The organism is Agrobacterium sp. El2ro-1b, assembly GCF_048298475.1.
Lineage (GTDB): Bacteria > Pseudomonadota > Alphaproteobacteria > Rhizobiales > Rhizobiaceae > Agrobacterium > Agrobacterium fabrum.
On sequence record NZ_CP103458.1, the window covers coordinates 1,859,096 to 1,872,294 of the forward strand.

Annotated in this window: 10 protein-coding genes; 5 read left to right on the top strand and 5 right to left on the bottom strand. The window is 58.9% G+C overall.

The annotated features are described in order from the left end of the window. Positions 1-37: 37 nt before the first annotated feature. Both rpoD and dnaG read right to left on the bottom strand, forming a co-directional pair. Positions 38-2,092, bottom strand: coding sequence for an RNA polymerase sigma factor RpoD (gene rpoD, locus NYR50_RS09295; protein ID WP_010972109.1), 2,055 nt, complete (start codon positions 2,090-2,092; stop codon positions 38-40). Between the two features lie 393 nt (positions 2,093-2,485). After that, a complete protein-coding gene (dnaG, locus tag NYR50_RS09300) occupies positions 2,486-4,471 on the bottom strand; it encodes a DNA primase (protein ID WP_080807771.1) in 1,986 nt (661 codons plus the stop codon). Between the two features lie 185 nt (positions 4,472-4,656). On the opposite strand from dnaG, the gene NYR50_RS09305 reads away from it, so the two are divergent. Both NYR50_RS09305 and NYR50_RS09310 read left to right on the top strand, forming a co-directional pair. After that, positions 4,657-4,938 carry a BrnT family toxin gene (locus NYR50_RS09305; RefSeq protein ID WP_080811848.1) on the top strand — a complete coding sequence of 94 codons (282 nt, stop codon included), beginning with the start codon at positions 4,657-4,659 and terminating at the stop codon, positions 4,936-4,938. Further along, positions 4,901-5,230, top strand: a complete 330-nt coding sequence (locus NYR50_RS09310; RefSeq protein WP_418135729.1) for a BrnA antitoxin family protein — start codon at positions 4,901-4,903, stop codon at positions 5,228-5,230. The genes NYR50_RS09305 and NYR50_RS09310 overlap by 38 nt, the downstream gene beginning before the upstream one ends. Before the next feature lie 291 nt (positions 5,231-5,521). On the opposite strand, the gene NYR50_RS09315 is transcribed toward NYR50_RS09310, so the two are convergent. Next, complete coding sequence (locus NYR50_RS09315) at positions 5,522-5,974, bottom strand: GatB/YqeY domain-containing protein (RefSeq protein ID WP_006310543.1); 453 nt, start codon at positions 5,972-5,974, stop codon at positions 5,522-5,524. A gap of 335 nt (positions 5,975-6,309) precedes the next feature. On the opposite strand from NYR50_RS09315, the gene carA reads away from it, so the two are divergent. Then, complete coding sequence (gene carA, locus NYR50_RS09320) at positions 6,310-7,515, top strand: glutamine-hydrolyzing carbamoyl-phosphate synthase small subunit (RefSeq protein ID WP_418135730.1); 1,206 nt, start codon at positions 6,310-6,312, stop codon at positions 7,513-7,515. Positions 7,516-7,551: 36 nt separating this feature from the next. Here carA and NYR50_RS09325 read toward each other — a convergent pair whose 3' ends face one another. Beyond that, on the bottom strand, positions 7,552-8,949 hold the full coding sequence (locus tag NYR50_RS09325; RefSeq protein ID WP_418135731.1) for an MATE family efflux transporter: 1,398 nt from the start codon (positions 8,947-8,949) through the stop codon (positions 7,552-7,554). 329 nt (positions 8,950-9,278) lie between these two features. Between NYR50_RS09325 and NYR50_RS09330 the strand changes: the two genes are divergently transcribed. Together NYR50_RS09330 and NYR50_RS09335 are read left to right on the top strand one after the other, a co-directional pair. Next, complete coding sequence (locus NYR50_RS09330) at positions 9,279-11,369, top strand: methyl-accepting chemotaxis protein (RefSeq protein ID WP_418135732.1); 2,091 nt, start codon at positions 9,279-9,281, stop codon at positions 11,367-11,369. 307 nt (positions 11,370-11,676) lie between these two features. Beyond that, positions 11,677-12,156, top strand: a complete 480-nt coding sequence (locus NYR50_RS09335) for a DUF2938 domain-containing protein (protein WP_418135733.1) — start codon at positions 11,677-11,679, stop codon at positions 12,154-12,156. A 41-nt stretch (positions 12,157-12,197) separates the two neighbouring features. Here NYR50_RS09335 and NYR50_RS09340 read toward each other — a convergent pair whose 3' ends face one another. Next, positions 12,198-13,115, bottom strand: coding sequence for a neutral zinc metallopeptidase (locus NYR50_RS09340; RefSeq protein ID WP_092770875.1), 918 nt, complete (start codon positions 13,113-13,115; stop codon positions 12,198-12,200). Positions 13,116-13,199 lie beyond the last annotated feature (84 nt).

The following is a 13,199-nucleotide window of genomic DNA, read 5'->3' on the forward strand; positions in this document are numbered from 1 at the left end:
TCGCTGACCGGGTTCAATTTTGAAGGAAGCGGGAAGCTTAGCTGTCGAGGAAGCTGCGCAGCTTTCTCGAGCGGCTCGGGTGCTTCAGCTTGCGCAGCGCCTTTGCCTCGATCTGGCGAATACGTTCGCGCGTGACCGAGAACTGCTGGCCGACTTCTTCCAGCGTATGGTCGGTATTCATGCCGATGCCGAAGCGCATACGCAGAACACGTTCCTCACGCGGCGTCAGCGAGGCGAGAACGCGAGTGGTCGTCTCACGCAGGTTCGCCTGAATGGCGGCGTCGATCGGCAGAAGCGCGTTCTTGTCCTCGATGAAGTCGCCGAGATGCGAATCCTCTTCGTCACCCACGGGGGTTTCGAGCGAAATCGGCTCCTTGGCGATCTTCAGAACCTTGCGCACCTTTTCAAGCGGCATGGCGAGCTTCTCGGCCAGCTCTTCCGGGGTCGGCTCGCGGCCGATCTCGTGCAGCATCTGGCGCGACGTGCGAACGATCTTGTTGATCGTCTCGATCATGTGAACCGGAATACGGATCGTGCGGGCCTGGTCGGCGATCGAACGGGTGATCGCCTGCCTGATCCACCAGGTCGCATAGGTCGAGAACTTGTAACCACGGCGATATTCGAACTTGTCCACCGCCTTCATCAGGCCGATATTGCCTTCCTGAATGAGGTCGAGGAACTGCAGACCGCGGTTTGTGTACTTCTTCGCAATCGAGATCACGAGACGCAGGTTGGCTTCGACCATCTCCTTCTTGGCGATACGCGCTTCACGTTCGCCTTTCTGCACCATCGAAACGATGCGGCGGAATTCGGCGATGGAAATGCCGGTTTCCGTGGAGAGGTTCTGGATTTCCTGACGGATTTCCCGGATCGTGTTGCTTTCTTCGCGGGCGAATTCTTTCCAGCCGCGCGCGGCCAGATTGGTGATCGACTTCATCCAGTTCGGATCGAGTTCCGCACCGTGATACTGCTCGAGGAAGCTGTCGCGCTTGACGCCGTAGGATTCGGCAAGGCGCAGCAGCCGGCCTTCGTTCTGCATCAGCCGCTTGGAAATGTCGTAGAGCTGCTCGACGAGGCTGTCGATACGGTTCTGGTTCAGCGACAGCGACTTGACGGCCGTGATCAGCTGATCCTTCAGTTCCTTGTAACGACGCTCCTGGCCGGAAGACAGGGTGCCGGTGCAGGCGAGACGCGCCTCTACCTGCTGGTCCTGAAGCTTGCGCAGCTTCTTGTAGGTGTCGGCAATGGTGTCGAGCGTTTCCATGACCTGCGGGCGCAGTTCGGCTTCCATCGCGGCAAGCGAAAGATTGGACTCGTCGTCGTCCTCTTCTTCCTCTTCCGGCGGCAGGCCATCGCCACCAACGTCCGTCACGTCTTCGTCGCCGGTCGGCGCACGCAGCCTGCGGGTCTTTTCCTTCTCTTCGGCGGCCTTGCGGTCAGCCTCGATCTTTTCCGGGCTCTGGAACTGCGGAGCAGCCTTGGCTTCCGGCCCGGAATAGGTCGTTTCGAGATCGATGATCTCGCGCAGCAGCGTCGTGCCTTCGTTCAGTTCGTCGCGCCAGATGATCAGCGCCTGGAACGTCAGCGGGCTTTCGCACAGGCCCGAAATCATCGTTTCGCGGCCGGCCTCGATGCGCTTGGCGATGGCGATTTCGCCTTCGCGCGACAGAAGCTCGACGGAACCCATTTCGCGCAGATACATGCGCACGGGATCATCGGTGCGGTCGGTCGGTTCTTTCTTCTTGGCGGTCGCAAGCGCCGTGCCGCCGGACGGCGCCAGTTCGCCGCCTTCGGACTCCTCATTGTCGGAATCGCCGTCGTCTTCGGCAGGCGCGGCTTCCTCGGCATCCTCGTCCTCGATAACGTTGATGCCCATATCGGACAGCATCGCCATCGTGTCTTCGATCTGCTCGGACGTCACCTCTTCGGACGGCAGAACGGAATTTAGCTCGTCCATCGTCACATAGCCGCGCTTCTTGGCGGCCTTGATCATCTTTTTGACCGCGTCATCCGAAAGATCGAGAAGCGGACCGTCCGTCGCACCGTCGCGTTCGTTTTCTGCTTCTTCGTTTTCTTTGACTTTGGTTGCCATCTATCTCGTCGCTTTCCCTGACGCTAACACCTGTTCCGCCGCATCGCCGTCAGCCCCTTGAGCATCCAGCGGTTTGCCGCGAATCACTGTCAGACACCTAACGGAGTGATCTTTAATTGCCGATTAACCACGGCAGCCTCAGGCAGAATGCAAACACAGTGCACCCGGAAATGCTTGCTCATGCAATTTCTATCCGCCAAGGCTCATTCCACCTTACTATTCCTGAATTGGTGATTCCCGCTATTTCCCGCCCCGTCAAGCCTTTGAGGGCGAGACAGCCACGGAAATTCTCAAAAAAGGCCGCATTTCGCGGTTATCACCAGACTATCCCCTATTTAGGACGCTTGCCGCAAAAGGCAACCCCACACGTCTTTCTATTCTTGGCCGGCCCTCTCAGCCATGGCCGAAGGCCGGCCCCTTCACTCTGCCCGACATGACCCCGAAACCGTCAATGATCGCTTCCTGATTTTCCATGCGGCCGATTTCCAATTGAACTTCGGCAATCGCCCGCACCAAAAGCGTGCCGCGCTCGTCATCGGTCGCCTCGGCGATTTCCCGTTCCAGCTCCCGTTTCTGCCAGAGCAGAGATTTCGTCCTCTTATGCAGCGAAAGCGCCTGCACATAACCTTCGCGCGCATCCTCCATCGCCGCCTGTTCGGTCGCCGTCCACAGGCGCGCATTGCGCACCTGCTGATCCATGGTCTTCAACAGCGGCTCGAAACCGTGCTGCGACAGCCGGTCGATCAGCCCTGCCCGCGATATGTCCGCCGCACTCTCGGCCGCATAGGTCAACACCGTCGACCACAGCCGCTGCAGATCGCGGTTCTCGTAATCGATGGCGGCGATCTCGTCATATTCCTCCAGCAGCAACTCGGGATGGTTGACGATGGTGATGGCAAGAACGCTTTCGCGCAGAGACGGCTTGGTCTGATGCCCCCTGACGAGACCGGATTGCGTCAGCCGGTCTGAAATGCTGCTGGCCGGCGCAGACATCGCCCCGCCCCGCCCCGGCGCATTGCGCTGGAAACCGCGACCGGCACCCTGACCACCATCGCGGCGGAAATTCCCGCCCTGCGAGCCGCCCTGCTGAAAGCGCGGCTGGAAGAAACCGTTCAGCCTGTCGCGCATATCCTGCTGGTAAAAGCGGCGCACGGTCTCGTCGGCAATCACGGCAACGGTCTGGCGCAGGCGGCTTTCAAGCTGAGCCCGTTTTTCCGGCGTATCGAACGTGACGCCTGATGTCTCGCGGCTCCAGATCATCGCGGCAAGCGGCTTGGCTTCCGAAAGCACCCGGTCGAAGGGCGCGCGCCCCTCCAGCCGCACAAGATCATCCGGATCCTTGCCGTCAGGCAACAGGGCAAAGCTGACAGAGCGATCCGGCTTGATGTGCGGCAAGGCAAGATCAGCCGCACGGTTGGCGGCACGAATGCCGGCGCCATCACCATCAAAGCACAGAACCGGCTGCGGTGACATCTTCCAGAGGAGATCGAGCTGGCTTTCGGTCAAAGCCGTCCCGAGCGGCGCGACGGCATTTTCGACACCCGCCTGATAAAGCGCGATGACATCCATATATCCTTCGACGGCAATGACAGTGCCGCCGGCCGCCTGCGAGGCGCGGCGCGCACGCGCGAAATTGTAGAGAACATTGCCCTTGTGAAAAAGCTCGGTCTCGTTGGAATTGAGATATTTCGCCACCGCATCCGCCGCCATGGCGCGGCCGCCAAAGGCGATCACTTTTTCCCGCGACGACAGGATCGGGAACATGATGCGGTCGCGGAACCGGTCGTAGGAGACCGGCACGTTTTCATGCACCACCAGGCCGCAGGCTTCCATCTGCTCCTTGGCCACGCCCTTGCCTGCCAGATGCTCCTTCAGCGCATTGCGGCTGTCAGGCGCATAACCCAGCCGGAAGGTCTCGATGGTGCGCCCGGTCAGCCCGCGATCCCGAAGGTAAGCCCGCGCCCGCGCGCCGAGCGAGGTCTGCAACTGATCCTGAAAGAACAGCGTCGCCATTTCCATGACGTCCTGCAGCGAGGTGCGCTCGCGCTCGCGCTTTTCAGCCTGAGGATCGGGCTGCGGCATGGAAATGCCGGCCATATCGGCAATCTGCTGCACGGCTTCGGGAAAACTCAGCCCCTCAAGCTCCGTCAGAAAGCGGAAATGATCGCCGGAAACGCCGCAACCAAAACAATGATAGCGCCCCTTGCGGTCTTCGCAGTGAAAGCTCGGGCTTTTCTCGCCATGGAACGGGCAGCAGGCCCAATAATCCCCCCGCGGCGCATTGGTCTTTTTCTTGTCCCAGGACACACGTCGGCCGATCACATCGGAGATGTTCACGCGGTCGCGTATCTCATCGAGAAAAGAATTGGAAAAGCGCATGGGTTACCTGTTCGAGGCCAGTCTTTCATATAAGCGCATAACAGTCGCAATACAAAACACTCCGCAAACAATACCCGATATTCACAGGCGGCGTTGACAGCAGTGTATATACAGACGAATATACAAGCATGGTGCATGAGTGCCCGCAGACTGGAAACAGTATCGGGTGTCTCATGGACATTGTGATGAAAGAGTTCATCTCCTTTGAGTGGGATGAACGCAAGCGGCTGATTAACATCGAGAAACACGGGATCGACTTTCCGAGAGCAGCCAAGGCGCTTACGCAACCCCATCTGGAAAGTCGCTCCGATCAAAACGGGGAGTGCCGTATTCTGGCGATATGCACGGAAACAGACGATCTGATCGCGATCGTTTATACGATGCGGGGAGAGGTTTGCAGGATCATATCGGCAAGGGCGACAAGGAAAAATGAGCGAAGAACGTATCGTCAGATATTCCTTGGATGAAATCCGGGAGAAGATTGCCAAAGGCGAGGATCGGACAGACTGGGCACGCGTCGATGCCACGACCGACGAAGACATTGACCGCGCCACGCGTAACGACCCGGATTGGGCGGACTTTGAGGATATCGACTGGTCGAAGGCCCAAGTCGTGTTCCCCACCGCCAAAACATCCATTTCCATCCGTGTCGATCAGGATGTCGTGGATTTTTTCAAATCCACCGGCAAAGGCTATCAAACCCGGATGAATGCGGTGCTGCGCCACTATGTGCATGAGCAGAAAAAACGGCCGGGTTGAAAAAGGATCGCCGCCTTTGCGCCTGCTTCCGGCGAATTTATGGCAGCGCAACATCACCAAAAATTATGTTTTTGTAATTTGAGCGACGCGTTGCGACGATGTAAAAACGAAACACAGTCAAAGGCAGTGTCTGAACATTTCCATACATCTGCCGACACCCGCAGGCACGCCCCCCCCCCGAAAAGCCTGCGCGGGAGAGCATTTTGATCCGCCGGAATGCATCTTCGTCGGCAGAAAAAAGGCAGGGTAGCCATGGCTACCCTGCCTTTACTTTTTCAGAAGTGACGAAAGCTACTTCAGCAAGTCCTTGACGACACCGGAGGCCTTCGCAAAGTCGATCTGACCGGGATAACGCTCTTTCAGCGCATTCATGCACTTGCCCATGTCGCGCAGGCCGGATGCGCCGGTCTCGCTGATGACGGCCTGGCAGAGTTCGCGCACCTTCTCGGCCGGAATTTCTTCCGGCATGAATTCCTTGATGATGACGATTTCCTCGCGCTCCTGAGCGGCAAGCTCGGGACGGCCGGCGCCTTCATAGATGGTGGCGGACTCTTCCCGCTGCTTCACCATCTTGGTCAGGATCTGCATGATATCCTCATCGCTGACGGGGTCCTTGCCCACGCCACGATTGGCGATATCGCGATCCTTGACGGCCGCCTGGATGAGACGCACGGTCGAGGTGCGGCGTGCATCACGAGCCTTCAAAGCGTCTTTCAAAGTATTAGCGAACGTGTCGCGCAGCATTTCTTCTTCTCCTTGGGAAAGCGCATTCCGCCGCTTTTCGATGCGGAAACTTTCCACCCTGTTTTTCGAAACGACATAAACGAGCAAACAGGCTCAAGCAAATCAAATGCATAAGGCCTTGAATATACGGTGGTTTAATTCCACGTAAATCTTGGCCCTGTGGTTGACCGCTTGGGCTGCTTTCGTTATTTTCCGGCACCTGCACGAGATTTTAACGAAGGGTCGGAACGCGAGTTTTTCGCGCGCCCCTTTATGTCACGAAGCCTGCGACAAAAATGGCCCCTTACCCCCTGCCTTTCAAGAGGCGGGGTGCGAAGCGGCAGAAACGGAACGAGATGACCGAGACAGCGCCCTGGACTACCCGCAAACCGACCGCAATGCTTGTTCTTGCCGATGGCACGGTGATTGAAGGAACAGGCATCGGCGCAACCGGCAAGGTTCAGGCCGAAGTCTGTTTCAACACGGCGCTGACGGGTTACGAGGAAATTCTCACCGACCCCTCCTATCTCGGCCAGATCGTCACCTTCACCTTCCCGCATATCGGCAATGTCGGCACCAATGAGGAAGACATTGAAGACCTGACACCCGCCGCCCGTCGCGGCGCCGTCGGCGTCATTTTCAAGGCCGACATCACCGATCCGTCGAACTTCCGCGCCGTCAAGCATCTGGATGCCTGGCTGAAGGCCCGCGGCGTCATCGGTCTTTGCGGCATCGATACCCGCGCGCTGACGGCCTGGATCCGCGAAAACGGTGCGCCGAACGCGGTCATCGCCCATGACCCGAACGGCGTCTTCGATATCGAAGCGCTGAAGGCCGAAGCCAGGGCCTGGAGCGGTCTCGTCGGCCTCGATCTCGCTATCGAAGCGACATCCGGCCAGTCCTCCACCTGGACGGAAACGCCGTGGGTATGGAACAAGGGTTACGGCACGCTCGGTGAAGCAGATGCGAAATACCACGTCGTCTGCGTGGATTTCGGCGTCAAGCGCAACATCCTGCGCCTCTTTGCCGGTCTCGATTGCAAGGTGACGGTTGTTCCGGCCCAGACCTCGGCTGAAGATATTCTGGCGCTGAAGCCGGATGGCGTCTTCCTCTCCAACGGTCCGGGAGATCCGGCCGCAACGGGCGAATATGCCGTGCCGGTTATCCAGAACCTCATCAAGAGCGAACTGCCGATCTTCGGCATCTGCCTTGGTCACCAGATGCTTGGCCTCGCCGTTGGCGCGAAGACCGAAAAGATGCATCAGGGCCATCACGGCGCCAACCATCCGGTCAAGGACTTCACGACAGGCAAGGTGGAAATCGTGTCCATGAACCACGGCTTTGCGGTCGACGCCAAGTCGCTGCCGGAAGGCATCGAAGAAACCCACACATCGCTGTTCGACGGCACCAATTGCGGCCTGCGCATCGTCGGCAAGCCGGTCTTCTCCGTCCAGCACCACCCGGAAGCATCGCCCGGCCCGCAGGACAGCCACTATCTCTTCCGCCGCTTCGTCAACCTGCTGCGCGAAAACAAGGGTGAGGCAGCGCTCGCCGAGCGCTGATCCTTTAAAATCCGAAAGTTATATGCGGCTCGCTTTTTAGCGGGCCGTTTTCATTTCACGCTTCACCAAGAACACGAAGCGGATTGTCAACAGAACGGCCGCCGTCGAAAGACCGATCACGAAACCGAACCATACACCGCGTCCGCCAAAGCCGAGCGGAAAGGCCATGGTCCAGGCGAGCGCCAGCCCGATCGGCCAATAGGAAATCAGCGCCAGCATCGCCGGAATGCGTGCATCCTTCAACCCGCGCAGCAGGCCCGCCGTCACGGCCTGAATGCCGTCCACCAGCTGGAAGATGCCGGCAATCACCACGAGGCTGCTGGCATAGGCAAGCACTTCCGCAGCTTCCGGCAACTTCGGATCGAGGAACCATTTCGCCAGAAATTCAGGTACGGCCGCAAACAGGATGCCACCGCAAAGGGCGATACCGCAGGCAATGGCGTAGATCATGATCGAAGCGCGGATGAGGTTTTTGAAATCCCCCTGCCCGCGCGCCACGCCCACACGCACCGTCGCCGCCTGCGACAGGCCGAGCGGGATCATGAAGGCGATGGAGGCAAGCTGCAGCGCAATGCCGTGGGCTGCAAGTTGCACCGTGCCGATCTGCCCCATCAGGATCGAGGCGGCCGCAAACAGCGTCACTTCGGCAAGAATGGTGATGCTGATCGGCAGGCCAAGACGCAGCACTTCAAACAGCGCATGCCAGTCCGGCCGCCAGAAGCGCACGAACAATTCGTATTTCTTCGTTTCCTCGCGCGTCTGCACATAGGCGACGATGAAGATGAAGCTGAAGGCATTAACGATGATGGCAACAACGGCAGCACCATTCATGCCCATCGCCGGCAATCCCAAATGGCCGAAGACCAGCACATAGGCCATCAGACCGTTCATCACCAGCATGATGATCGTGACATAAAGGATGATGCCCGCGCGACCGATGGCGCTGACAAGCCCGCGCAGCACATAAAAAAGCAGCGCCGGCAGCAGGCCGAACTTGGCAATGGCGAGATAATGGCCGGTCAGTGCCGCAACATTGGGGTTCTGCCCGAGATAGACCAGAATACGTTCGGCATTGAAGAAGATCGGCAAGGCGAGCAGCCAATAGGCGATCGCCACCCACATGCCCATGCGCAGCGAACGGCGGGCAGACGTCGCATCGCCCTGCCCGTAGGCCTGCGCCACCATAGGCACGACGGCAACAGAAAAGCCCGAGCCGAAAATGAAGACGACAAAGAAGAACTGCCCGGCCAGCACCATGGCCGCCAGCTTTTCAGCCCCCAGCTGGCCAACGATGACCATGTCAGTGGTGTGGATGCCAAGCTGTGCGAGCTGTGCGCCGATAAGCGGAATTCCCAGCACAAGCGTAGCCTTGAAATGCGAAAACCACGACCCCGATCCGGAAGGAACGGTTCCTGCAACAACCGACGAAGACATTGTAATTCACCTGAACCTTGGCCGTTGCCCGCGAATTGCGCAACGGTAGCAGGCTGATGAATAAAATATTCCCCTCCTGCACGCAACCTTTGCAGATCAATGATTAAAATTTGCGCATATGAACGATTTCCGCAGCACATGATCGCAAACGGCACGACCTGGATAAATTTAGCCGAATTTTACCATTTCACTTTACTTATTAGAATATCACGAAGTTATTCTAAACCATAAGCTGCATGATGCAGAATATTCCCGCCTCCGAGGCATGTCTTTCCCACCATTTTACAAGATGAGCCGAACGGGTTCACCCGGATTCAAGGACGTGTAGCTTGCCTAAAAAAACCAGCCTCATGACGCGCATTCTGTTTGCTGCGTCGTCACTTGTTGTCGCCGCCTTCGCGGGCTTTTCTTTCTACATCGACAGCCTCCAGCACCGGGTCACCACGGAAGCGGTGGCGGAAAATATCGATTCTTCCGGCAAGCAGGCCGCGCAGAGCATCGCCAACTGGCTGAACGGCCGCATCATGCTGACCGAGACGGTGGCAAAGACGCTTGCCAAGCTTCCGGATGACGACGCAAAGCTGAACTTTCTGGAAAACGACGTGCTGACAGCGCAGTTCATGTCGACCTATTTCGGCAATGCGGGAACTGGCAGCTTCACCACCTTCCCGAAGACACCGCTGCCGGAAGGTTACGATCCGCGCAAGCGTCCGTGGTATTTGGATGCGGTGAAAGCCGGCAAGACGGTTCTGACCGAACCCTATAATGACGCCTCGACCGGCGGCCTCATCATCACCGCCGCCATACCCGTATCCATCAATGGCAAGCTTGCCGGCGTAACAGGCAGCGATTTCTCACTGGATTCGCTGGTAAAGATGATCAAGTCGGTGGATGCCGGCACGGATGGATACGCCTTCCTCGTCAGCAAGGACGGCAAGATCCTCATTCATCCCGATCCAAAATTCGTCGACAAACCGCTGGCCGATCTCTTCAAGGTCGATACGCCGGCGATTTCCTCCGCGATTTCCCAGACCGAAATCGATGGCAAGGGCAAGATCACGAGCTTCATCCCGGTTGCCGGCCTGCCTTCGGTCGACTGGTATCTTGGTTTCGTCGTCGATTCCGACGTCGCCTACAGCGCGATCGGCCAGTTCCGGCTGGCCGCAACCATCGCCACGGTTCTCGCCGCCGCAATCATGATTGCCCTGCTTGCCACCGTGCTTTCCCGCTTCATCGTCCGCCCCGTCACGCAGATGACGTCGGCCATGGAAGGTCTTGCCGCCGGTAATCTCGATGTCGGCATTCCCGGCCAGGAACGCACCGACCAGATCGGCTCCATGGCTGCAGCCGTCGCCGTGTTCCGCTCGAACGCCATGGAGCGCCTGCGCCTTGAGGGCGATGCCGAACAGAACCGCACGCTCTCCGAACAGGAACGCAACGAGCGCGAGAGAACGGCAGCAAAAGACGCGGCGGATATCCAGTTCGCGGTCGACTCGCTTGCCAAGGGTCTGGCGCATCTATCGGACGGCGATCTCAACTACCGCATCGACACGCCTTTCGTGACCCGCATCGACCGCCTGCGCGACGATTTCAACAATTCCGTCGCCAAGCTGAATGCCGCGCTCGGCACCGTCGGCCAGAATGCCCGCGCAATCGATGCGGGTGCCGGCGAAATCCGCCAGTCCGCCGACGATCTGGCGCGACGCACCGAACAGCAGGCGGCGTCCGTGGAAGAGACGGCGGCAGCGCTTGAGGAAATCACCACGACAGTGAAGGATTCCGCCCGCCGCGCCGAAGAAGTCGGCCGTCTGGTCGATCGCGCCCGCGGCAATGCCGAACAGTCCGGCATCATCGTGGAAGATGCCGTGCGTGCCATGGAAGGCATCGAAAAATCCTCGTCGGAGATCAGCAACATCATCGGCGTGATCGACGAGATCGCTTTCCAGACAAACCTGCTCGCGCTGAACGCCGGTGTCGAAGCCGCCCGCGCCGGCGAGGCTGGCAAGGGTTTTGCCGTCGTCGCACAGGAAGTGCGCGAACTCGCCCAGCGCTCCGCCAATGCCGCCAAGGAGATAAAGACGCTGATCAACGCCTCGACATCGCAGGTGCAGTCGGGCGTCGAACTCGTCGGCAATGCCGGCAAGGCGCTGGAAACGATCGTCCGCGAAGTGCAGGAGATCAACCGCCATATCGACGCCATCGTGACGTCGTCGCGCGAACAGTCGACCGGGCTTCAGGAAATCAACACCGCCATCAACACCATCGATCAGGGCACACAGCAGAATGCCGCCATGGTCGAGGAACAGACGGCAGCGAGCCACGGGTTGGCCTCGGAAGCGGCGGCGCTCAATGAGCTGCTCGCGCAGTTCCAGCTCGCCACCGCCACGCGGCGGCAGGCGGAATACGGGCGGGCTGCTTGAGGGCGTAAATTGAGGGCGGAAAAGCAACTGGCCGACGCTACAGCGGCCAGACATTCACCAAAACACTAGCCTCCTGGCGTCATCCTCGGCCTTGTGCCGAGGATCTAACCACGTCTCATTCAATCGACACGTTGCAGATGCTCGGGACAGGCCCGAGCATGACGGAGGAGAGGTTTCAGCCTGCTTCTCACCAATCTCATGGCCGGAGCAATCCGGCCATTTTTCTTGCCCACCCCGGCAATAGACCATTCCCGCCAATGCCACGATCCGCTAGAGCTTGATCGATCATGATCATGCGGAGGGATCTATGCTGGAACTGATTTGGCGCGGCATTGCCATGGGGATTGGCGGCACCGTGTATATGGATATATGGGTAATCATACTGCACCGGTTTTTCGGCCAGTCCGCGCCGAACTGGGCGCCGGTCGGCCGCTGGTTCTGGCATGTGCCGAAGGGTCGGATATTTCACGACAGCATCGCGACCGCCACACCCTATGAGCACGAAATGGCGCTCGGCTGGATTTCCCATTACGCGGTCGGTATCTTCTACGGCATCATTCTTGCCCTGATCGTCCCGGCCGCATGGTTTGCCAATCCATCCTTCGTTGAGCCTTGGATCGTCGGCATCGTCACGGTTGGTGCGGGCTGGTTCCTGCTGCAGCCGGGGCTGGGCATCGGCTGGGCGGCATCGAAGACGCCGAACCCCACAAAGGTCCGTATCCTGAACCTCGTTGCCCATACGGTTTTCGCACTCGGCATGTATACCGTGGCGCTTCTGATGCATTGAATGAAAAAGGGGGCTGAAAGCCCCCTTTTCCGTCTGATCTCTCAGATATTCGCCGAGAAAGTGTCGCAATCCTCGACACGACCATTTTGGAAGCCGCGCTTGAACCATTCCATGCGCTGCGCCGAGGTGCCGTGGTTGAAACTGTCAGGCACCACATAACCTTGCGTCTGCTTCTGCAGCGTATCGTCGCCGATCTGGTGGGCCGCATTCAGCGCTTCCTCAAGATCGCCGGTCTCGAGAATGCCCTTCTGCTCGGTGAACTTGCCCCAGATACCGGCATAACAATCCGCCTGAAGCTCCACACGCACCGACATCTTGTTGGCATCCGTCTGGCTCATCGACTGGCGGCGACGGTTGAACTCCGGCAGGACACCGGTGAGGTTCTGTACGTGGTGGCCAACCTCATGCGCAATCACATAGGCCTGCGCGAAATCGCCGGCTGCGCCGAACCGCTGATCCAGTTCCTTGAAGAAGTTGGTATCGAGATAGACCTTGCGGTCACCAGGGCAATAAAACGGACCGCTGGCAGCGGAGGCGTTGCCACAGGCGGAGGACACCTGTCCGGAGAACAGCACCAGCGTCGGTTTCTGATAGGTCTCGCCCGCAGACTGGAAGATACCGCTCCAGGTATCCTCGGTCTCCGCCAGCACGGTGCGCACAAAAGCCGTCGTCTCATCGGATGACTGGCCCTGCGGACGTGTGCCGGACTGCTGGGTTCCAGATTGTGTCGTGCCGCCGCCGTCCATCGACATATCTCCGCCGGTCAGCAGCGTCAGCGGGTTGATGCCGAGCACCCAGCTGATCAGAAGAATGACCAGAAGACCGCCGATCCCTATACCGCCGCCGCGACGCCCGATTGGCACGCGCATGCCGCCTCGGGAAAAAGGATCACCCGAACCCGCCGACATGCCGCGCCGGTCCTCGATATTGTCCGACTGGCGACGCCCTCTCCATTCCATATTTTTCTCCCGGCGAACGTCGCCTCAACAAGCTGCCTTATAACGGCACTATAATACATCTTGTTCCGGAAGAAAGCAGAGCAG

Bases quoted from the DNA above. Each gene is read 5' to 3' on its own strand.
- rpoD (WP_010972109.1), bottom strand. From the start codon at position 2,092: ATGGCAACCAAAGTCAAAGAAAACGAAGAAGCAGAAAACGAACGCGAC.
- dnaG (WP_080807771.1), bottom strand. From the start codon at position 4,471: ATGCGCTTTTCCAATTCTTTTCTCGATGAGATACGCGACCGCGTGAAC.
- NYR50_RS09305 (WP_080811848.1), top strand. From the start codon at position 4,657: ATGAAAGAGTTCATCTCCTTTGAGTGGGATGAACGCAAGCGGCTGATT.
- NYR50_RS09310 (WP_418135729.1), top strand. From the start codon at position 4,901: ATGAGCGAAGAACGTATCGTCAGATATTCCTTGGATGAAATCCGGGAG.
- NYR50_RS09315 (WP_006310543.1), bottom strand. From the start codon at position 5,974: ATGCTGCGCGACACGTTCGCTAATACTTTGAAAGACGCTTTGAAGGCT.
- carA (WP_418135730.1), top strand. From the start codon at position 6,310: ATGACCGAGACAGCGCCCTGGACTACCCGCAAACCGACCGCAATGCTT.
- NYR50_RS09325 (WP_418135731.1), bottom strand. From the start codon at position 8,949: ATGTCTTCGTCGGTTGTTGCAGGAACCGTTCCTTCCGGATCGGGGTCG.
- NYR50_RS09335 (WP_418135733.1), top strand. From the start codon at position 11,677: ATGCTGGAACTGATTTGGCGCGGCATTGCCATGGGGATTGGCGGCACC.
- NYR50_RS09340 (WP_092770875.1), bottom strand. From the start codon at position 13,115: ATGGAATGGAGAGGGCGTCGCCAGTCGGACAATATCGAGGACCGGCGC.